Origin of the sequence: Saccharicrinis sp. 156 (assembly GCF_050589685.1) — a bacterium.
Lineage (GTDB): Bacteria > Bacteroidota > Bacteroidia > Bacteroidales > Marinilabiliaceae > Saccharicrinis.
Map to the genome: position 1 here is coordinate 84805 of NZ_JBNGOS010000011.1, position 21955 is coordinate 106759.

Here is a 21955-nt window from a genome sequence, read left to right on the forward strand (position 1 = left end):
CAAAATTAAACCACTTCGTGGTTTCTCATACACTTATGTAAAGACTTATTTCCTCTTTCTTTCCTAACTACCCACAATCTGTTTAATCTGAAAAATCTGCGGACAAGCATTAACTTACAATATTCTTACGACCAATTTAACATCGGTATAAGGACGGCTGTTTTTATCCGTTTTTAAGGCAGCGATTTTTTCTACCACATTAAAACCGCTGACCACCTCGCCAAAAACCGTATAATCACCATCCAGCTCAGGCAGTCCGCCTTTGGTTGTGTAAATTTGTTTTTGTTCTTCGGTGAATTCCAATTTATGGGACAAGGCGTATTCAACGGCAATCTTATCTTTTATCTCCCGTAAACGTCTGTTAAATTCCTTCGGGTTCTCTGCTTTTAACTTCCGGAGTTCTTCCTTATGAGGATTATAAAATTTTTTTTTGAGCTTAAGTTTTATCGGGTTGTTTATGGCCTTCTGCAATAACGCCAGTTCTTCGTGTTTATACACCTTGCCATGAACGATATAAAACTGGCTGACGTCCGACATTTTAAAGTGATTGATATCTTCTGGCTGACGCGGCGCACAGATAGCGCCCTTTTTATGGAAGCGGTTTTCGCGAAATTCGGAATCGATATTGAGTTTGGCACTCCCATATCCAATATGCTTTCCGGCCGGGGCATTTTTAGAGTCGGAAGAACCCCCTTGAATCACGAAGTTCTTCACCACCCTATAAAACAAGGTTCCATCGTAATGTCCTTCTTTGGCCAGTTTTAAAAAGCTATCGCGATGTTTGGGGGTATCATCGTACAACATGATTTTAATATCACCCATGTTGGTGGAGATGATCACATGCCGGCTTTGGGAGTAACCCCGGTCAGCACACAAAAGTAATATTACAAGTATTAAACCTAATAATTTTCTCATTGTAATTTAATTAAAAAAGCGCCACTTTATCCTCTTCTCTTTAGCGATTTACAAGGCCTTACAATTTATAAGTTTGATCAATATTTTTGACTTTTGAGACAACCCCCTAATAAAACCCAACCCATTCAGGGGTGTTTTGCTCACTAGTATTGAGTTCGTAAAGTTACAAAGTAAAAAGTTTATAAAGTGAAAATGTCATTTTTAGACTAGAATACAATTACTTGCAATTGTCATTTACACTTTGAAGTTCTTAATGTAATTTATTGAACGCTCTACTAGTAAGTTCCTACAACCTATTACCTTAATCCTATTTCCTAATCCCTATACCCTATTACCTTACCCTATTCCTTGATCACTTTGATTTCCATCACAATGTCTTTCAGCGGTCTGTTCCTTCCATCGGTTTCTTCTTCCGCAATCAGGTCGATGACCTCAAGACCGTAGCGTTTGCCAAACATAGATCCTATTTTCTCCATCAGACACTTATCTTCAATCACCTCCCCAAACACGGTATAGCTTCCATCCAGATGCGGGGTTCCCCCTACGGTTTTATAAATCTCTTTAATATTTTCGGGAATACTAAACTCAGGTTCTTCACCATATTTTTGGTTGACCTCGGCCATAATTTTATTCTGCAAGGCCATCATCTTGCTTTCATCCCCGATCTTCTGAAGCACATTTAGCGAGTCGTTATATTCTGTCAGCAACTGATTGAAAATACCTCTTTTTTTCCCTTCGCGGGTTTGATTCTCGATTTTTGTCAACTTATCATCTTCAAAAACTTTTCCCTGAACAATGTAAAACTGCGAACCTGAAGAACGCTTTTCGGGGTTAGTTCGGTCACCTTCCCTGGCAGCGGCCAAAGCTCCTTTTTTATGAAAAATGGCAGGATAAACAAACTCGGCCGGTAAAGTATAACCCGGGCCACCCTCTCCCAAATGCATACCCGCTTCTGCCCCTTTCGAATCCGGATCTCCCCCTTGAATCATAAAATCTTTGATCACACGATGAAACAAGGTACTATCCAGATACCCTTCCCTGGCTAGCTTTAGAAAATTGTCTCGGTGTGCCGGCGTTTCATTATAAAGCCTAAGCTTAATATTCCCATGGTTCGTTTTAATAAGAACAATGGGTTCGTTTGATTTTGGTGAACACCCATAAATACTTACAAAAAATGCAGTAAATATCAGAATTAATATCTTTCTCATCGTTGTTAGATTGTGTGTTATAATTTTTCGCCAAGATATTCGATCATAGCCTCTTTCAAAATACTTTCCCGTTCCGAAGGCGGAATATCATCAATAACATTAACTACGGTAAAGGAAGGCCAACCACCTTCGTCCAGTCCCTCTCGCTTATAAAAACCTTTATGCTCAAACAGAACACACCGTGCCAAGTTAATCAAATCCATTTTCTCTTCCTTAGAATATTTAATATAGCCTGTTCCCCGTTCTTGTATGCCAATTAAAAACAGCAGAAAATCGAAGTCCGCCAATACATTAAACCTTTTGCTGACCTTTAGCAGCAGCTCTTCCCAAACATTATCTTTATGATCCATCGCTATAATTTCGTTCAAAAATACCATAATTGGCACCTTAAAAATAATACTTTGCCCAAAAATGCCATAATATTATTTTTTAGGCCCATTAAGTAAATATCCTTTTCGCCTGGCATCATCCACCATCCGCAATACTTCGTTCCACAGGGTTTCAGAACCTTCCTTCACAGGATTGTTCCTTTTTAATACTGTATCGGCAGTGACTCCATGTTTTAACCATTGTTTGCCATTGGTTTTATAATTATGAAGTATGGGCATAAAACGGTCAATTGCGCCCACAAATTTTGCCTCGGCAGTTTCCCCTGCTTCAAACTCCTCCCAAATTTGCGTAAACTCTATTCTCAAATCATCGGGAAGCAGTCCAAAAATCCTTTTTGCAGCTTTTTGCTCCCGCTCATCCTTGTCATGATGGGCATTTTCATCGTATGCATAAGTATCTCCCGCATCAATTTCAACCAAATCATGAATAAGCACCATCTTCACTGCTTTTATTAAATCTAAATATTTTTCGTTAGCGTATTCAGCAAGCACAAAGAGGGTTACAGCCATATGCCAGGAATGCTCGGCATCATTTTCCTGTTTTGATGAATCCATTAATAAAGTTTGCCGTATAATCTGCTTTACTTTATCTATTTCGATGATAAAATGGAGTTGTTGTTGGAATCGGGATGATAAATTGGAATCTAATTTTGGCATAAATATTGGTTTAATAGGGTTAATTGAAGGAGACTAACATAGTTAGAGATGAAGAAAATACAGGATAAAAACGAATATTTTGGTTATGCAAACAGTGTTTGGTTGCCTATTTTTAGTGACGAGGAACTTCATGAAGTACTGGAAAGAGTTATTCTAATAAATCCCGGACATCCGTTAATTGCCGAACCGATATTAATTGGCAAAAATTAATACTACAGATCTATCAATTGATGGCTTCATATTTTTTTGAGGAGCTAATGCATGAAATCCGACCTCCTTATAATTAGGATTCCGGCTTCTTGGCGGGTATTACTTGCATTTAAGTAAAAATCATTTTCTGGTATACCCCCTTGAACAAGGTATTTTTTTGGCGATTTCTGCTGGTATTCTTTATTATTCATGTAATAGCTCATATCAAACAATCTCCCTCCCTGGTAAGTATTCATAACAAAATTCTAAACTGGCATTATAGCCGTTAACTTAGAAATCATGTTAACATTTTGAATACAACATTAGTTCATTGCATCATGAAACTTAAAGTACTAAAACGAAAAAAGACCCAAGGGCAGCGGGTCTTTTTTCTTCCGGATTTTTTTTATCTGATTTAAGGGAAAAGGGTATTATTTTTTCCGAGCACTAATATAGAGTTTATTTTTATTTTTTAACAAACTTTTAACTATAAAATTGTAAAAAAACAGCTGTTTAAAGCAAGAATTAACATTTATACTCCTACCATTAAGTCATTTGGACATGTAATTTCCATAATACACCAGTTGTTAAATCCGTTAACATATTTTACAAAATACTTATCATTTATTTAATACTACAACTGTTGACTGATACCCGGGATAATACCGATCACTTATCAAAATGCGCCTTTATACGATTCGCATCGAAGCTATATTGTAAAGTATCGGCATTTACCATTGTAACAAGCAAAATACTTATCGGCATATTAAATATACAATTGGAATAAAAAGTTATCTGTGTTTTAAACCTTTTTATATTTTTGCTATCCAAGTACCAAAGCGTGCAAACAGACTAACCGAAATGTGTGGAAAGGTTAGATTAAAAGCAAAACCATGAGACAATTAATCATATCATTGATGTTTCTGCTAATGGCGGGAAACATTTTTGCGCAGGAAGCTGTCCTAAAAAAGGAAGTTCCCGATGTTAAAACCATAGAAATACGATCAAACAGCAGGCAGCAATCCGTTGTTAAACGGGATAATTACCATCAGCGCTTGGATATACGAATGTTGCAGATGAATCGAATGATAAAGATGTCGAAACAGCAGCGCAGGGCGGTTATGAAAGCCTTAAAACAAAATCCGAAAGCAAATAACAAAAAGCTGTTACAACTGAGAAAGGCACAGCTACAAAAACTTAAAAAACTACAAAGACAAAGAGCTTTGAAAAGAAAACTGAAGCGCTAGTTAACCCAATTGATGAAAACCATGACCACAATTAAATTTCTATTGATTTTGCTGTTAGGTGCTTCCATTAGTGTTTCCGGGCAAAATAAAATTGAAGACCTTGTTAAACAAGGCAATAAACAACTTGAAAAAGGACAGTATGACAAAGCCGTTGCTTCGTTTCAACAAGCTATTGTCATTAATAAAGATGATGCCCGTTTATATTACTATTTAGGCAACACATACTTTGACATGGATAGTTTGGAAAGGGCCATTGAAAATTACAGAAAATGTATAAAACTTGATAGGAAATACATAGATGCTTATTATAATATGGCCAATGCATTGTACGAAAAAGAAGATTTCAATGGTGCTATTGATGTCTTTACCGAGCTTTTAGCCATTGATTCGGAATATTACGACGCTTATTTTGACCGCGGGAACGCCTACTACCAGCTCGGCAAGTTTAAAATGGCAATTATGGATTTCGACACAGGTATTGAGATCCGACCCGATTATGCCTTTGCCTACTACGATAGAGCCAATACCTGGTTTCGAATGGGTAATTATGCGGATGCTATCATAGATTATACGCATGCCATAGAATTGGATAGCGAGATTGCCGACTTTTTCTTTAACCGTGCCATCGCACATTTTAATATGGAAAGCAAAAGCGCCGGATGTTCCGATTTAAACAAAGCAGCCGCTCTTGGCGACGAAGGTGCAACGTTTTATTTGATGGAGTTCTGTAACTGAATAGTAGTGTCAATAATAAAGAGTATAGGTGATAAGAAGCCATAGGGTAAAGTACAACCTACGATTTGTAAGGGTAGGTATGAATTTCAGCCCCACCCCCTTCTCTGACGTGGCACTTCCCCCTTGCCTCGAGGCTAAAGGGAAGAGCCATTCGTGGGATACTTATTGATGGTACTTTTATAATTTTCTCGATCTCATTTATTTTATTTCCTCAAGTTTAAAACTTTCACTATTTGTAATTCCCTTATCTGCTTGTTTCAAATAGCAGCATTCATTATATAAGTCGTGCTCAAATAATAAAATGTAATTATTTTGCAGTGCTTCATTTAAAAAGTCGCGTTTTTCATTCATCGAAGTTACCGGATCAATATCGTAAGATGCTACCCATGCCTCCGGAATACTGGCCATTACCGGAATTAAATCCGCAGTAAATACAAGCGTCTTACCCATATATTTAACAAAAGGAATAATCTGCCCCTTCGTATGGCCGTGAAATAGCCTCAGCTCAATATCCTGAGTAAGCCAGGTGTCATCCTTGATCAATTTCAACCTTCCCTCTTCCAGAACAGGTAAAATATTTTCCTTAAAATACACCGATCCCTCCCTAACGTTTGCATGGTTAAAGTTATGCCATTGGGCCTCACTTAGCCAATAAGCAGCATTGGGGAAGGTAAGCGACAAGTTTCCATCATCATCTTTTTGCACAGCACCACCACAGTGGTCAAAGTGTAAATGAGTAAGTATCACATCCGTGACTTCTTCAAATGAAATGTTAGCTGCATCGAATGATTTTTCCAGGGAGTCATCCCCATTTAAATGGTGATACGAAAAGAATTTTTCGCTTTGTTTATTACCTATTCCGGTATCTATTAAAACCACCCTGTTTTCGGTCTTAACAAGCAAACAACGCAATGAAAGGTTACAGTAATTCTGACTGTTACAAGGGTATTTTTTCTCCCACATCACTTTGGGCACCACCCCAAAAACCGCACCTCCATCTGCCATAAAGTTGCCGGCTTCTATCTTATGTAATTGCATGAAAATTTCTTTAGTGATTTTTCCAAAGCTAGAATCTTTAGAAAAGGTTTAAGAATGGTTACGGATAGCATTTACAAAATCCTCCACCACCCAATTATCGGCATCGGCTATCAGTTTAGCCTTGGTATAAAAACCTTCCCTTTCCGCTAGTTTAACAGCTATATAGTCAAGAAGTTCATCACCTTTTTTCCCTTTAATCAGCGGGCGCTGCGACTTCGATGTTTGTAATCTATTATAAATAACCTGAGGTGTAAGCTGAAGATAAATTGATAAACCCGTATTGTTCATTACCTCCATATTATTGAAAAAGCAAGGCGTTCCGCCTCCCGCTCCAACAATTACCTTTTCAAAACAACTTATTTCCCCGAGACATGAGGCTTCTATCTGACGAAAACCATCTTCCCCTTTTTCTTCAAATATTTGAGGAATGGTTTTATGATACTTATTTTCGATAAAATGATCCAAGTCTAAAAAAGTCCATCCTTCCATGGCATTTGCCAGCCAACGGCCAAGCGTGGATTTCCCGCTGCCCATAAATCCTATCAGGTAAACTCTTTTGGTCATTTCCATAGCTTTAGATACGAGAATTTGAACTTTAAAACAACGACATCTGATCTTTATCTTCCCTGTCTTCTCCCTCCTTATTTTCAGGTTCAGCGGGTTCTTCCGGCTCTTCCTTTTTAATCAACGGTTCCAACTCGTTAATTTTTGAAACTTGATAGGTCGTTAACCGTTTGCCTCTGGCCTTAAAGCTTTTCACCCCAATGAACTCATCTACCTCAACAATCATCTTATCGCGATCCTTATCTTCCCCCCCGAATTTTACTTCCAAGCGAGGGTAATCCACTGTTGTTACCCTAACCAGATAGGATCTGTTGTTTTCTCCGATAAAACTTTGCGCCTTGGTTGAAGCTTCTAGCTGGAACCTTTTTAAGTAGTAATATTTTTGATCGGCATCGTAATAGGCAACAGACCATACCTTATCTGATTTGTATTTTTCGATCAACAAGATATTGTCCTCGTAATGATTGGTCAGATCAAAATTAGTGTGGTAGTAATGACCATCCTTGGTAATCACCAGAATCAAATCATCTGCATGAAACTCTCCCAGATATTCTCCCCTGCTGTCGGAATTTAATCTGAGCACATCTTTATCGAACCAAATTTTCCGTCCACCAAGTGTAGAGACTCCCTTTTTGCGCAGGGCCACTTTCTGAACCTCGTATTTGGTAAGAATATTACCCATGGCACCTCTACCTTTAATGGCCAGGCCGGCCATATCGAAGTCGAATATCATATTACGAATTCTGGCCTTTGGTTTCAGCATAATTTTGAGCACCTCGGCCTCTCCATTTGGGTTAGCGCTAAAGTACAATATGTCCGATCCTTTTGTTCCCTTTGTGACATCATATTCTTTGTCGCGGGTGATTCCGGTGACCGCAAACCGCTTAACATATACTGCACCTGCCTTCCCATCCCGGTAAACCACGTTATAGATGGTTCGTGTATCGGATTTTTTGAAAACTGCCAGATGCAACACTCCTTTGCCGATAAATGCCTTGTCGGATACTTTTGTAATCAAATAACGACCATCTTTATAAAAAATAATAATATCGTCTATATCCGAGCAATCGCAAACAAACTCGTCGCGTCGCAGCGACGTTCCCATAAATCCTTCCTTCCGATTGATATACAGTTTCTCGTTTTTCACCACAACTTTGCTTGCTTCAATGTTCTCAAAGCTTCTGATTTCGGTTTGTCGGGGATGATTTTTACCGTACGTTTTTTTGATATGCTTGTAATAGTTGATACTGTAAGGGATGATATTTGCCAGATTGTATTCAATCTGTTCCATTTCTTCCTCTATGGAAGCAATATACTCATCCGCCTTTTTGGCATCAAACCTCGAAATACGCTTAATCTTAATTTCGGTTAGTTTAATAATATCATCGCGTGTTACCTTTCGGCGCAAGATCTCTTTAAACGGGTCCAAGCCATGATCGATGGTTTGGATAATGGCCTCCATCGTTTCACACTCCTCAATTTTCTGGTAAATTTTGTTTTCGATGAAAATACGTTCCAGGGAGGCAAAATGCCAGGCCTCTTCCAGCTCACCCTTGCGAATCTCCAACTCACGTGTCAACAAATGAACCGTATGGTCGGTATTCCGCTTTAAGATTTCGGAAACCGGCATAAACCTAGGCGTGTTATCCTCAATCAAACAGGAGTTGGGCGAGATTGAAACCTCGCAATCGGTGAAGGCATATAGCGCATCTATCGTTTTATCCGTAGAAACACCGTTGGGCAAATGGATAAGAATCTCCACCTTTTCCGCGGTGTTATCGTCAATCTTTTTAATCTTAATTTTACCCTTTTCGTTGGCCTTTATGATAGACTCGATTAAGGTGGAGCTATTCTTACCGAACGGAATGTCGCTGATATTCAGGGTCCGGTTATCTTCCTTGACTATTTTGGAACGTACTTTTACCGCTCCTCCTCTTAGCCCATCGTTATAACGGGAAACATCAGCCATCCCGCCGGTCGGGAAGTCCGGGAATATTTCAAAGTCCTTACCTTCCAAATGACAGATAGAAGCATCGATCAATTCATTAAAGTTGTGTGGCAAAATTTTGGAAGCCAAACCCACTGCAATACCTTCAACACCCTGGGCCAAAAGCAACGGAAACTTAACCGGGAGGGTGATGGGCTCTTTGTTACGGCCATCGTAACTCATTTTCCAATGCGTGGTTTTGGGATTGAAGACTACCTCCTGGGCAAACTTGGTCAATCTGGCTTCGATATAGCGCGGAGCGGCTGCACCATCCCCTGTTGCCACGTTACCCCAGTTTCCCTGGGTATCAATCAATAAGTTCTTTTGCCCCAATTGCACCAAGGCATCGCCAATTGACGCATCTCCGTGCGGGTGAAACTGCATGGTAAAACCAATAATGTTGGCCACCTTGTTGTATCTCCCATCGTCCATCCGCCGCATGGCGTGAAGAATACGTCGCTGAACCGGCTTTAAACCATCGTTGAGGTGAGGCACCGCGCGTTCAAGAATCACATATGATGCGTAATCCAAAAACCAACTTTTGTACATGCCTCCCAAATGTGAAATCCGCGTTTCTGTATACGGTTTTTCTGTACCTTGATCTTCGTCCGAATTAAACTCTTTGCGGTTAGGCGCTAATTCTTCCTCGTTTTGTGTATTATTTTCGTCGCTCATTCTTCTGGTGCATTATAAAAATTATGCAGGATCTTCTTCTACTACAAGATTTTCAATAATAAATTCCTGGCGGTTTGGTGTATTTTTACCCATATAAAAAGTTAGCAGTTCCTTCACCGAATCTTCTTTTTTCATCCGTACCGGTTCCAACCGGATATCTTTCCCGATAAAATGCTTGAACTCATCGGGACTAATCTCGCCAAGTCCTTTAAATCGGGTTATCTCGGGATTGGCGCCCAGTTTTTTCATGGCAGCTTGCTTTTCTTCGTCGGAGTAACAATATATGGTCTTCTTTTTATTCCTGACCCTAAACAATGGCGTCTGCAGAATATACAGGTGGCCGTTTTTAACCAATTCGGGGAAGAATTGCAAAAAGAAGGTAATCAACAACAAACGGATATGCATTCCATCCACGTCGGCATCCGTAGCAATAATAACGTGGTTATACCGCAATGTTTCCAAACCATCTTCAATATTAAGGGCCGCCTGCAACAAGTTAAACTCCTCGTTCTCATATACCACCTTGCGTGTTAATCCATATGAGTTAAGGGGCTTTCCTTTTAAACTAAAAACCGCTTGCGTATTCACGTTTCGTGCTTTAGTAATGGAACCACTGGCCGAGTCACCCTCGGTAATGAAAATAGATGAGTTGGGTGCATCCTCATTGTTGGTGCTGTAATGTACCCGACAATCACGCAGTTTCTTATTGTGCAAGCTTACTTTCCGGGCTCTTTCTTTGGCCAGTTTCTGGATACCTGAAATAGCTTTGCGCTCTTTTTCGGATTCCAGTATTTTCTTCATCAAAAGTTCTGCCGTTTCAGCATTTCTGTGCAGGAAGTTATCCAGCTCCTTTTTAATAAAGTCTACAATGAAATTTCTGACGGAAGGGCCTTGAGGGCCCATATCCTTAGATCCCAACTTGGTTTTTGTTTGCGACTCAAAAACAGGCTCTTCAATTTTTATACTGATGGCTGCAATAACCCCAGTTCGGATATCCGAAACATCGAAGTTTTTATTGTAAAACTCTCGTATTGTTTTTACTAAGGCCTCCCTGAATGCAATCTGATGTGTACCCCCCTGTGTGGTATGCTGCCCGTTTACAAAGGTGTAATACTCTTCTCCATACTGGTTTCCATGCGTCAATGCCACCTCAAAATCATCTGTCGAAAGATGAATAAGTGGATAAATCCCCGGAGAGGTCATGTTGTCGTTAAGTAGATCCAACAAGCCATTCTTCGATTTATACACTTTACCATTGAAATAGATAGCTAAACCGGCATTTAAATAGGTATAGTTTTTCAGAAGTGGCTCGATGTACTCGTCTCTATAGTTATATTTATCAAAAATAGACGAATCCGGTTTAAATGTCACAAAGGTTCCGTTCTCTTCGGAGGTTGGCTCAATCTCGTATTCTTTAATGATATTCCCTTGTGAGAAATCGACTTTCTTACATTCCCCTTCACGAAAGGCTGTCACCGAGAAATCTGCGGATAGCGCATTTACGGCTTTGATACCAACTCCGTTAAGCCCCACAGATTTTTTAAACACTCTAGAATCGTATTTTGCCCCGGTATTCATTTTCGAGGCCACGTCAATCACTTTACCTAAAGGAATTCCTCTACCATAGTCGCGGATGGTAACGATACCTTCTTGCACGGTGACATCAATCTTTTTCCCAAACCCCATCATATACTCATCGATAGAGTTGTCCATAACCTCTTTTAAAAGCACATAAATCCCGTCATCGGGATAGGAACCGTCACCCAGCTTACCAATGTACATACCGGGACGTTTGCGAATATGCTCTTTCCAATCTAACGTTCTTATAGCGTCTTCTGAATACTGCTGCGACATAGCTTGTTTTTTTAAAGAAAATCTCCCAAATATAATAAAACAGGATTTTGTTTGGTAATTCTTTTATCAACAATAGGAGGCAGATTGTTGTCTATTGTCAAACTGTTATTGTGTTTACCCAGTTGGTAAGTTTGTGGAACGACCTGTCAATCTATCATAATTTAATGTATATTCCTATTGAAATCTCATTTTAAAAAAAACGGGTCCAACTAAATGAACCCGTTTATTGCAAATTTTGTGAACCGAAAATTAATATAACGGTAAAAACACTCCTCATGAATTAATTTTAAAAATTTAATCAATTGGAGATTGAGTAATATCCCTGTAAAAAAAACCAAAAAAAACTTTAAAACATAGTGTTTTAGCTATTTTTTTGGCTCTAATCAAAAAATAATTCTTTATTAATTGTTCGCAATTATACCCATACGTTTCATTAAGAAAGTAGCATTATGATTTTGAGTGACTCCAAACTGCAATTTATAATCGAAATGTAATTTGTTGTCCGTATTTTCAACTTCAAAACAGCGATTAACAATTTTACCATCCGTTTGATCTTCGAGCACGCCCAATTCCAGATCATGCGTTGCTATCATTCCAAAAGCGTTTAAAGACAGCAGGTGTTTAATCAGTTCCATCGAACCATAGGTTTTATCATTGGAGTTGGTCCCCTTTAAAATCTCATCAAGAATTATAAACACGTCGTTACCCTGCTTAAGTTGTTCAATGATGTACTGAAGGCGCTTCAACTCCGCAAAAAAGTATGACTCGTGCTTCATCAGCGAGTCCGTAGTTCGCATATTGGTAATCATCGACATTGGCCTGAAAGTCATAGCGCTTGCGCATACAGGCATTCCACATCTGGCTAATACTAAATTTAAACCCACAGTCCGTAAAAAAGTACTTTTACCGGACATATTAGCCCCGGTAATTAACGAGAATATTGATTCTTTAAAATCATAATCGTTGCAAACCCGTTCGCCTCTGTCCAACAAAGGATGCCCCAGATCTTTAGCCTGAAGTACTGTTTGTTTTTGCGGCAGGGGAAATACAAAATCAGGGTGATTAAAAACATATCCAGCCATACTGTTTAATGCATCTATTTCATGCACCACATCAATCCACTGGTCAATTTCACTTCCGAATTTCTCCAACCACAGTTCAATCTTATTCACATATCTATAATCCCAAAGCAAGAAACCGTTAAGCAGAAACCCGACAAACATGCTGTTTCGCTGGTCAAACTGGCTCATGTATTTACTGAGTTTACGAATTATTTTTGATGCCGTGACGTTTTCAACACTAAGCTGACTTTGTAAAGCTGTCAATTTTTCTGCGCTATATTTTTCATTCACTATTAGATCGGTTAGTATGGCATACTTTTGCAATATTCCGGTAAGCGATGAAAATTGCTGGTTAATTTTATTGATTTCTTTAATATTGAATCCAACAATGCCAAGGTTTATTAAAAAGATAATTATTGGCACACCGGACGGCAATTCAAAGAATGAAAATATGAGGGAGATACAAAACAATATGGGCATTGCAATAAGCAGCGAATAAAATAGTTTGCCTTTTGACTGGAAAAAAGGCTTGTAACTCTTAAAAGATTTAATCCTGTTTATATCTTCTTTTGTTTCGTCCAACATTTTCCCCTTAGCAAAAAAACGCTGACGAAAATCCAATCTCTCCGATAAATCTATGATAGATTTTTGTTCGGTTAAAATACTGTTGCAGTCCGTATAGGGAGAACAAATTTTGTTTTTAAGTACATTGGTGCCTTCCAAAGTTGAAGTCCGGTTAATATACTGAAAGAACGAACCTTCTCCGAACATGTCCAAATCGTGAGAATAATCGTGCCGGGGATCAATAAATTCGCTACCCGGATCAAAGCAACTCCAATCGCCTTCCATGGCTTTTCTCTCATTCCGGTTAAGACCTTGCCATAGATACATTTCCGCCTTATACTTTCTATAGGAAATAGATCGCTTAACTAAAACGCCAAAGGCAATAGCAAAACCAACAAAAAGAATTGCCGAAGCAACTATGGAATATTCATAAACATAAATAGGTGCGGCAAATAATAGAATAAAAATCAATAAACGTAACCAACCTAAACGAACAAGCTTACCGGATACATCATCGATTTGTTTGGTATATAAACTCGCCCGTTCGCTATACTGTTCGCATAGTCCTATATATCTTTGTTGGATTCCTCCAATGCTTTCCATATCATATCTTTTAACTCAGTGATACCTAAATTGGCCACCGAAGATATAAAAGTATATGGGATTTCGGGAAGGTCTTGTTTGATTTCCTCCATTAGCTCCTCGTCCAACAAATCGCACTTTGAAATCGCTAGAAGCCTTTCTTTGTCGAGCAGTTCGGGGCTGTAATTTTTTAGCTCATTTAAAAGAATCTCATATTCTTTTTTAATATCATCGGCATCGGAAGGAACCAAAAACAGGAGAATGGAATTGCGTTCAATATGCCTTAAAAATCTTAATCCAAGACCTTTCCCTTCACTTGCTCCCTCTATAATCCCTGGAATATCGGCCATCACAAACGACTTGTAGTCGCGGTAGTTCACAATCCCAAGATTCGGAACAAGGGTAGTAAAAGGATAGTCGGCGATCTCGGGTTTTGCGGCGGACACTACCGACAACAGGGTCGACTTGCCCGCATTTGGAAACCCCACCAAACCTACGTCGGCTAAAACTTTTAGTTCAAGAATAACTGCAATTTCCGTCAAGTCTTGTCCTGGCTGGGCGTATCGAGGCGTTTGGTTAGTGGAGGTTTTAAAATGCATGTTTCCTCTGCCTCCAAGTCCGCCTTTGGCAATAATGAATTCCTGATTTTCTTCAGTTATTTCACAGATAACTTCTCCTGTCTCAGCATCTTTGGCAATGGTTCCGAGCGGCACAAAAATGGTTTTGTCATCACCTTGCGCTCCATAACTACCTTGTCCGCCACCAGACATGCCATGACCGGCAAAAATATGGCGCTGGAACTTAAGATGAAGCAGGGTCCAATGGTTACGGCTTCCTTTTATAATTACGTGTCCGCCTCTGCCTCCATCGCCACCATCAGGCCCTCCCTTGGGGATAAACTTCTCGCGACGCATATGCATAGAACCAGCCCCTCCCTTTCCTGAACGACAGAAAATTTTCACGTAATCTACAAAATTGCTGCTTGCCATAACCTAGTTTTTAATAGAACAAGCCACGGGCAGGTATAACCTCCGTGGCTTTATATAAAATTAAAATAATTGCCTAATTGGCAGAATCAATAGCCTCTGAAATTGACTCAAATATTTCCTCGATACTACCTACGCCTTTAATTGATTTATACACTCTTTTCTTTTTATAGAAATCAATGACCGGCTTAGTTTGTGTTTCGTATACCGAGATTCTTTTTTCGATAGTATCCAAATTATCGTCGGAACGACCAGAGGTTTCACCTCTTTTAAGTAAACGCTCTATCAATTCCTCCCTGGGGACTTCAAGGTTTACCATTACGGATACTTTGGTTTTATATTCACCTAACAACTCATCCAGCGCAGCAGCCTGTGCTTCGGTCCTTGGAAAACCATCAAAAATAACCCCGTCGGTATTTGCCAATGATTCAATTTTGTTGTCAATCATTCCAATAATGGTTTCATCAGGAACCAATTCCCCTTTGTCGATGAAACTTTTAGCAATTGTGCCTAATTGAGTGTGACCGCTAATTTCGGCTCTCAATAAATCTCCGGTTGAAATATGAGCTAAGTTATACTTCTTAATAATATTTTCGCTTTGGGTACCTTTACCCGACCCCGGAGGGCCAAAAATTACTACGTTCAACATTTTAACTATATTTTATTTTATTCTACTACGGTATAAATGTCAGGCAAATTTCTTCCATAACCGTCATAATCCAATCCGTAACCTACTATGAAATCGTTCGGAATCTCCAGTCCGATATAATCTACGTTAATATCTGCCTTACAAGCTTCGGGCTTAAACAGCATACTTGCTATTTTAAGATCCTTTGGTTTGTAACCCTCTAACTGTTTTATAATTTTTTCGATGGTTATACCGGTATCAATTATATCCTCCAGAATCACAACCGTTCTGCCTTCAATATTCTCGGTTAATCCGATCAATTCTTTTACGGTTCCGGTTGTTCCGGTTCCTTCGTACGACGACAATTTAACGAAGCTGATCTTACATGGAAAATTTACCTTTTTCATTAAATCGGCCGCAAACATAAACGAACCATTTAAGATACAAATCATTAATGGGTCGACACCTGCCAGCTCCTTATTCATTTTATCCGCGATTTTTTCAATCGCTCCATCAATCTCCTTATAAGATAAAGACAGCTCAAACTCCCTGTCTAATAACTTTATGCGCTTCATTAATTGGGGGGATTTTTTAAATTAATGGCGCAAAAATACAAAAAAAACCCGTGCATGAGCTATTTTATTTTATAACTTATTAATTTTGCGCTAGTTTAATCATTTATTACAAACAGTTTTACTATGCAAGCAGTAGTTAGTATTATTATGGGTAGCACGTCCGACTTGCCTGTTATGGAAAAGGCAGCCCAAGTGCTAAACGATTTAAAAATTCCATTTGAGATAAACGCATTATCGGCGCACAGAACCCCTGAAGCTGTTGAAAAATTTGCTAAAGGAGCCGAAGACCGAGGAATAAAGGTAATTATAGCTGCTGCCGGTATGGCCGCTCACCTTCCCGGCGTAATTGCTTCCATGACCAAGTTGCCAATTATTGGCGTACCCATTAAAGCCTCTCTGGATGGGCTGGATGCCCTATTGGCGATTGTTCAAATGCCTCCTGGAATTCCCGTTGCAACTGTAGGTATCAACGGTGCCCAGAATGCAGGTATCCTAGCCGCTCAGATGATATCTCTTGGCGACAGGGAATTAGCCGAGCGGGTTGCAGCTTTCAAGGACAACCTAAAGGTAAAAATTGAAAATGCCAACAAGGAATTAAGCGAGATTAAATATGATTTCAAAACCAACTAAAAGTTTAGGCTTGGTTATTTGACATATTTTTGTAGAAGAATACTTGCTATCGTATTACAAATAAGGTAACTTATAAGGTGAAACTTTTGGTTGCCTTTTTTTATGACCCCTAACCGTATTTTACAATGGATTGCCTACATGTTATTACCCATAGGAACAATGGGGCAGTCGGCTTATTTAAACTCTCCTGTATCTTTGGGAAGAGGAGGAACAGGTACAGCCAGCTTTGATAGCTGGAGCGTATTGACAAATCCCGCCGGAACCTCCAAAACAACACAAATTGCCGCCTCAGTTTCGTACTACCTCCCATATTTTGTGCATGAATTAAGCTCAAAAAATGCCCTGGTTGTGCTTCCATACCAGTTTGGCGTGTTAGCTGTGAATATCAATCAATTTGGCTATTCATTATATCAAGAGAATAACATTGGCTTATCCTATTCGCGAAGCATAACACCCACTCTGCATGCCGCCTTCCAGTTTAACTTTCAGAATACCGATGTTTCACAAAGCGGATCGGGAAGCCAACTCTTTGCCGGCGTAGGTGTGATCTACGAACCTATGGATGCCGTTCAACTAGGTTGCTTTGTTTCCAATCCCGAACGGTCCAAAATTACAGTTCAAGATATTTCTTCCCAGATCCCTTCTTTGTTTGTATTGGGTTTCAACTGGAATGCTTCGACCGATTTCGATATTTCCTGCGAATTGGAAAAACAAGACGGTTTTAAAAGTCTATTTAAACTGGGCCTGGAATATGAGATAAAGGAGATGGTTTGGATAAGGACAGGCCTCTTTGGAAAACCGCTGAATTACACCTTTGGACTGGGTTTTAACGTTTTCGATTTTCAATTGGATGCAGGAATGTCACATCACGATGTTCTTGGAATATCATCTTGTTTCGGAATTACTTATTTATTTCGGCAAAATCAATGAAGCTGCTACTCTTGACATTAACTCTCCTGATCGGCATTGCAGGAATACGGGCACAGGTGGCCGAAAATCCGGAGAAAGTGATTGACGAGCTGATGGAGTCGCTTAGTGAGAACGACATCGATTTAAACAATCAATCTCAAATTTTTGATGACCTTTTAGAGCTGTATGAAAATCCTGTCAATATAAATTTAATTGAACAGGTTGATTTGGAGAAACTCGTATTTCTGTCCGACCTACAGATTAAAGCGATTTTGGATTATATGGAAAAAATGGGGCCGCTGGACTCAAAATATCAGTTACAAGGTGCAGGTGGTCTTACCCGGACAGATATTGAACGGCTAATGATGTTTGTAACAATAGAACCTATCGAAACAAAACCACCATACAGAAAACACCTAGATGGACAATTGATTCTGCGCGACCAGTTTGATGTGGAAAAAGCCAAAGGTTACGAATCGGACTCTACCGGTTCGGGCTACTATGGCGACAGGCATCATTTGTACGCCAAACTTCAACTCCGGTATGGTAGCAACTGGTATGCTGGCATGGTGATGGACAAAGATCCCGGAGAGGAAATAACGCCTATCGACTTTGTATCCGGTTATGCGATGTTTGAGGGCGACAATCTTATAAAGACTGTGATTATCGGAGATTATCATGCCAATTTTGGACAGGGCCTTGCTTTGTGGACCGGAACAAGCATGGGTAAGACTTCGGAACCCTTGAGTATTCGGAAAAGAGGCCATGGATTCAGGAAGTATTCATCAGCTAATGAGTATGCTTATTTTAGAGGTATAGCAACTACCCTTGCCTATAAAAATGCGGAATTTTCCTTGTTTGCTTCTCTAAAGGATAGGGATGCAGATATCGGATTCCATGAAGATTCAACTTGGACCATCGTAGCTTCGATGCCCGAGACCGGTTACCATCGTACCCAAAGCGAATTAAACAAAAAGAACAAACTTGGCCAGTCCACTTATGGCGCAAATTTAGATTGTCGGTTTAAAAACCTATCTGTTTCTTTAGGGGGATTTTCTCAGACGTACGATGCCGACTCCATAGCCGTAAAAGAGCTATATCAAATTTTGGCCCACGAAAAAACGAAATCGTCGCAGTATTGGATTGCTTATAATTATGGCACTAACAATTGGCTGGCTTTTGGCGAGCTGGCTGTCGACGGCACCGGTAATCCAGCCATGATAAACGGCTTGCAGCTCAGACCGGCCAACCAAGTTTCCGTGGCACTATCGCACCGTTATTTCTCCCGCAAATATTATTCGCCTTGGGTTAACGCTTTTTCCGAAAACTCATTTCCGGCAGGCGAATCGGGTTTTTATCTGGCTATAAACACATTGCCGGTGCCTAAGTTAAAACTTGCGGGTTACGTGGATTTATTTAAAACCAACTGGTTAAAATATAGTATCGACAAACCTTCAAGCGGCTATGACATTTCTTTTCAGGCAAATTATGAGCTTAATCCACAGTTTAAAGTAAATGTGCGTTATCGCGAAAAAGAGAAGTCGCAAAACCAAACTATAGAAGATATCCCCGAGTATATTATTGCAACCACTAACATTAAGAAAGTTAGATTACACACAGACATGGTAGCCCATCAGAACTGGTTGCTGCAGATGCGCGTGGAGAAGTCTTTTTACAAGGAAGAAAACAAACGCAGCACGGAAGGAATACTTGCCTACACCGGTGTAAAATTCCTGAACAACAACCACAAACTTTCTTGTTGGTTACGTTACAGCATATTCGACACCGAAAATTACGACACACGTTTGTATGCTTACGAGAACGATCTGCTTTATAATTTTTACACACCTGCTTTTCAGGGGGAAGGATCGAGGGTGTATTTTATGGCTCAATACCAAGCGCTTAGAAATGTGAAGCTCTGGATTAAGGCAGGCAGAACCACCTATTCTGACAGAAACGAAATCAGCTCGGGATTACAAACCATCAATAGCAATACCCGAACCAATATTAGAATGCAAATACAAATAAAATTCTAGTCAATGGTAGATTTAACATTGATCTATAGTTTCTAAATACAACCCAGTGACTCCGCATTAACTTACCATAGACCAGATTAATTCCCAACTTCCGACAAAAACTTGACCCTTACCAATCGGATGTTCTCTTCGGAGTACTCATCTTCGCCCAACTCATCCAAAGCACTACCAATGTCATCCGTTTCGGCATCCTCCTTAAAATAATAGAAAATATCATCCCTGCGATCCTCGTCCATTACTTGATCGATGTAATAATCAATATTAACCCGGGTTCCGGAATAAACTATGGATTCTATTTCCGAAATCAGTTCATTCATGTCCAGCCCTCTTGACTCCGCAATATCGTTTAACGGGATCATACGGTCAATGCTTTGTATAACAGCAATCTTATTTTTCGACTTGTTGGCCACGGACTTCACCACCATATCCACCGGACGTTCTATCTCGTTCTCCTCCACATGGCTTTTAATCAGCTGCACAAATTCTTTCCCGAAACGGTTGGCTTTTCCCGAACCTACCCCGGGTATGTTCATCATCTCCTCCAAAGTAATCGGATAATGTATAGCCATAGCCTCTAACGAGGGATCCTGAAAAATCACAAAAGGAGGCAAGTTCTTCTTCTTCGAAATCTTTTTCCTTAAGTCTTTTAGCATACTAAACAATTCCGGATCGACAGCTGCCGTTCCCCCAACCGACTTTTCTTCTACATCTTCGGTATCAAAATCATGTTCCTGGGTTATCATAAACGAACGAGGATTCTCCAGATACTCTTTTCCGGCATCACTAACTTTTAAAATACCATAGTTTTCAATTTCCTTAATTAACAATCCGGCCACTAACAATTGACGGACAACAGCATTCCAGTATTTACCGTCTTTTTCCTTTCCGCTGCCAAACAATTTGTGATCGTTATGTTTGTAAGATTTAATAGCAGAATTGGCCTCCCCGGTTAAGAATGAAACCATATGATCGGCTTTAAAACGCTCTTTCAGTTCAAGTACAGTATTAAGCATGGTAACAACACTATCTTGCCCTTCGCTTTGTTCTTTAGGATTGCAACAGTTATCGCAGGTATCACAGTTATCCTCATGATACTTTTCACCAAAATAGTGGAGTAATATTTTACGCCTGCAGATAGACGATTCGGCATAGGATACTGTCTCCAAAAGAAGCTGTTTGCCAATTTCTTGTTCTGCTATTGGCTTACCTTGCATAAACTTCTCCAGCTTCTGAATGTCCTTATAACTATAAAAAGTGATACATTTTCCTTCTCCTCCATCTCTGCCGGCACGGCCTGTCTCTTGATAATAGCCTTCTAGACTTTTAGGAATATCATAATGAATCACGAGTCTAACATCGGGTTTATCGATACCCATACCAAAGGCGATGGTGGCGACAATCACATCCGTTTCTTCCATCAAAAAGGCATCTTGGTTTCCGGCCCGCCTACTTGCATCCATCCCGGCATGGTAAGCCCTGGCTTTAATTCCATTAACAACTAATGTCTCGGCCAGTTCTTCCACCTTCTTTCGGCTTAGGCAATAAATAATAGCCGATTTACCTGTATTTTCTTTTAAAATTTTTATTATCTGCTTTGTGGCATGTTTCTTTGAACGAACCTCGTAGTAAAGATTTGGACGGTTAAATGATGATTTAAACACCATAGAACCCACCATTCCTAAACTCTTTTGTATATCACTCTGTACTTTTGGGGTAGCTGTGGCAGTTAATGCAATTAAAGGCTTGCTTCCAATCTCTTCAATGATCGGCCTTATTCTCCGGTATTCCGGCCGAAAATCATGCCCCCACTCCGAAATACAGTGCGCTTCGTCCACAGCATAAAAGGAAATCTCCACCTTTTTCAGGAAATCTATATTTTCTGCTTTGGTAAGTGATTCCGGCGCCACATAAAGCAATTTTGTTTTACCGGACAGCATATCTTCTTTTACCTTGGCAATTGCTGCTTTTGTGAGCGATGAATTAAGGAAATGTGCAATTCCATCGTCCTCACTTACATTACGTATAGCATCCACCTGATTTTTCATTAAGGCAATTAAAGGAGAAATAACAATGGCAGTGCCGGGTAAGATAAGTGCCGGCAATTGATAACACAACGATTTACCTCCACCGGTTGGCATTAAAACAAATGTATCATTCCCCTTAAGAACATTTTCAATTACTTCTTCCTGGTTTCCTTTAAAGGTATCAAAACCAAAATGCCTCTTCAAGTGAACCCCAAGATCGACCTTTTTTCCCATAACAAATATCATTAACCTTTCCATACCGCTGCGAGCTAACGGCACAAAAGTTTCTTAATTCCTAACTATCACTTTAAACAAAAATACTTTTTCTTGGAGAAACTTTAGGCATTTATCCAAAAAATATGATTCGTTTAAACAAATTTTTAGCGTATTCTTTCTAGAATATATTGATTTCTTTGGTATTCAAAAGTAGAATATAAGAAAAAAACTCTTAATTTCTACTTATTGTCATTGTGAAATTACTGTGTTATCTTCGCAAAAATTT

At 39.6% G+C, this 21955-nt stretch carries 19 protein-coding genes; 6 read left to right on the top strand and 13 right to left on the bottom strand.

Annotation, left to right across the window (positions count from 1 at the left end):
- Positions 1–114: 114 nt before the first annotated feature.
- From ACRD64_RS08665 to ACRD64_RS08680, 4 genes are all read right to left on the bottom strand, one after another.
- Positions 115–915, bottom strand: coding sequence for a peptidylprolyl isomerase (locus ACRD64_RS08665; protein ID WP_430932915.1), 801 nt, complete (start codon positions 913–915; stop codon positions 115–117).
- A gap of 341 nt (positions 916–1256) precedes the next feature.
- Positions 1257–2123 (bottom strand): peptidylprolyl isomerase, encoded by an 867-nt coding sequence (locus ACRD64_RS08670; RefSeq protein WP_430932916.1) that lies wholly within the window; start codon positions 2121–2123, stop codon positions 1257–1259.
- Between the two features lie 17 nt (positions 2124–2140).
- Complete coding sequence (locus ACRD64_RS08675; RefSeq protein ID WP_430932917.1) at positions 2141–2500, bottom strand: hypothetical protein; 360 nt, start codon at positions 2498–2500, stop codon at positions 2141–2143.
- A gap of 45 nt (positions 2501–2545) precedes the next feature.
- A complete protein-coding gene (locus tag ACRD64_RS08680; RefSeq protein WP_430932918.1) occupies positions 2546–3169 on the bottom strand; it encodes an HD domain-containing protein in 624 nt (207 codons plus the stop codon).
- A gap of 48 nt (positions 3170–3217) precedes the next feature.
- Here ACRD64_RS08680 and ACRD64_RS08685 point away from each other — a divergent pair, with 48 nt between their 5' ends.
- From ACRD64_RS08685 to ACRD64_RS08695, 3 genes are all read left to right on the top strand, one after another.
- The gene (locus tag ACRD64_RS08685) at positions 3218–3379 is read left to right on the top strand and encodes a hypothetical protein (protein ID WP_430932919.1); all 162 of its coding nucleotides are present in this window, start codon (positions 3218–3220) and stop codon (positions 3377–3379) included.
- Positions 3380–4251: 872 nt separating this feature from the next.
- On the top strand, positions 4252–4605 hold the full coding sequence (locus ACRD64_RS08690; protein WP_430932920.1) for a hypothetical protein: 354 nt from the start codon (positions 4252–4254) through the stop codon (positions 4603–4605).
- Positions 4606–4626: 21 nt separating this feature from the next.
- Complete coding sequence (locus tag ACRD64_RS08695) at positions 4627–5340, top strand: tetratricopeptide repeat protein (protein ID WP_430932921.1); 714 nt, start codon at positions 4627–4629, stop codon at positions 5338–5340.
- Between the two features lie 198 nt (positions 5341–5538).
- On the opposite strand, the gene ACRD64_RS08700 is transcribed toward ACRD64_RS08695, so the two are convergent.
- The 8 genes from ACRD64_RS08700 to hpt all read right to left on the bottom strand — a co-directional run bounded on the left by ACRD64_RS08700 (position 5539) and on the right by hpt (position 15854).
- Complete coding sequence (locus ACRD64_RS08700) at positions 5539–6378, bottom strand: MBL fold metallo-hydrolase (protein WP_430932922.1); 840 nt, start codon at positions 6376–6378, stop codon at positions 5539–5541.
- A 48-nt stretch (positions 6379–6426) separates the two neighbouring features.
- Complete coding sequence (locus tag ACRD64_RS08705) at positions 6427–6942, bottom strand: shikimate kinase (RefSeq protein ID WP_430932923.1); 516 nt, start codon at positions 6940–6942, stop codon at positions 6427–6429.
- 31 nt (positions 6943–6973) lie between these two features.
- Positions 6974–9604, bottom strand: a complete 2631-nt coding sequence (locus tag ACRD64_RS08710; RefSeq protein WP_430932924.1) for a DNA gyrase/topoisomerase IV subunit A — start codon at positions 9602–9604, stop codon at positions 6974–6976.
- A 21-nt stretch (positions 9605–9625) separates the two neighbouring features.
- Entirely contained in the window at positions 9626–11458 is a 1833-nt protein-coding gene (locus tag ACRD64_RS08715) for a DNA topoisomerase IV subunit B (protein ID WP_430932925.1), read from the bottom strand.
- A 401-nt stretch (positions 11459–11859) separates the two neighbouring features.
- Positions 11860–13686: a MutS-related protein gene (locus ACRD64_RS08720; RefSeq protein ID WP_430932926.1), complete on the bottom strand. Its 1827-nt coding sequence runs from the start codon at positions 13684–13686 to the stop codon at positions 11860–11862.
- Entirely contained in the window at positions 13650–14654 is a 1005-nt protein-coding gene (gene obgE, locus ACRD64_RS08725; protein ID WP_430932927.1) for a GTPase ObgE, read from the bottom strand. The genes ACRD64_RS08720 and obgE overlap by 37 nt, the downstream gene beginning before the upstream one ends.
- 73 nt (positions 14655–14727) lie before the next feature.
- Positions 14728–15300, bottom strand: coding sequence for an adenylate kinase (locus ACRD64_RS08730; protein WP_430932928.1), 573 nt, complete (start codon positions 15298–15300; stop codon positions 14728–14730).
- A gap of 17 nt (positions 15301–15317) precedes the next feature.
- The gene (gene hpt / locus ACRD64_RS08735) at positions 15318–15854 is read right to left on the bottom strand and encodes a hypoxanthine phosphoribosyltransferase (protein WP_430932929.1); all 537 of its coding nucleotides are present in this window, start codon (positions 15852–15854) and stop codon (positions 15318–15320) included.
- 123 nt (positions 15855–15977) lie between these two features.
- Between hpt and purE the strand changes: the two genes are divergently transcribed.
- The 3 genes from purE (at position 15978) to ACRD64_RS08750 (ending at position 19429) form a co-directional block, all read left to right on the top strand.
- Positions 15978–16484, top strand: coding sequence for a 5-(carboxyamino)imidazole ribonucleotide mutase (gene purE / locus ACRD64_RS08740; RefSeq protein ID WP_430932930.1), 507 nt, complete (start codon positions 15978–15980; stop codon positions 16482–16484).
- Between the two features lie 138 nt (positions 16485–16622).
- The gene (locus ACRD64_RS08745; protein ID WP_430932931.1) at positions 16623–17414 is read left to right on the top strand and encodes a hypothetical protein; all 792 of its coding nucleotides are present in this window, start codon (positions 16623–16625) and stop codon (positions 17412–17414) included.
- Positions 17411–19429: a hypothetical protein gene (locus ACRD64_RS08750; protein WP_430932932.1), complete on the top strand. Its 2019-nt coding sequence runs from the start codon at positions 17411–17413 to the stop codon at positions 19427–19429. The genes ACRD64_RS08745 and ACRD64_RS08750 overlap by 4 nt, the downstream gene beginning before the upstream one ends.
- 77 nt (positions 19430–19506) lie before the next feature.
- On the opposite strand, the gene recQ is transcribed toward ACRD64_RS08750, so the two are convergent.
- Complete coding sequence (recQ, locus tag ACRD64_RS08755; protein WP_430932933.1) at positions 19507–21687, bottom strand: DNA helicase RecQ; 2181 nt, start codon at positions 21685–21687, stop codon at positions 19507–19509.
- Between the last annotated feature and the right edge of the window lie 268 nt (positions 21688–21955).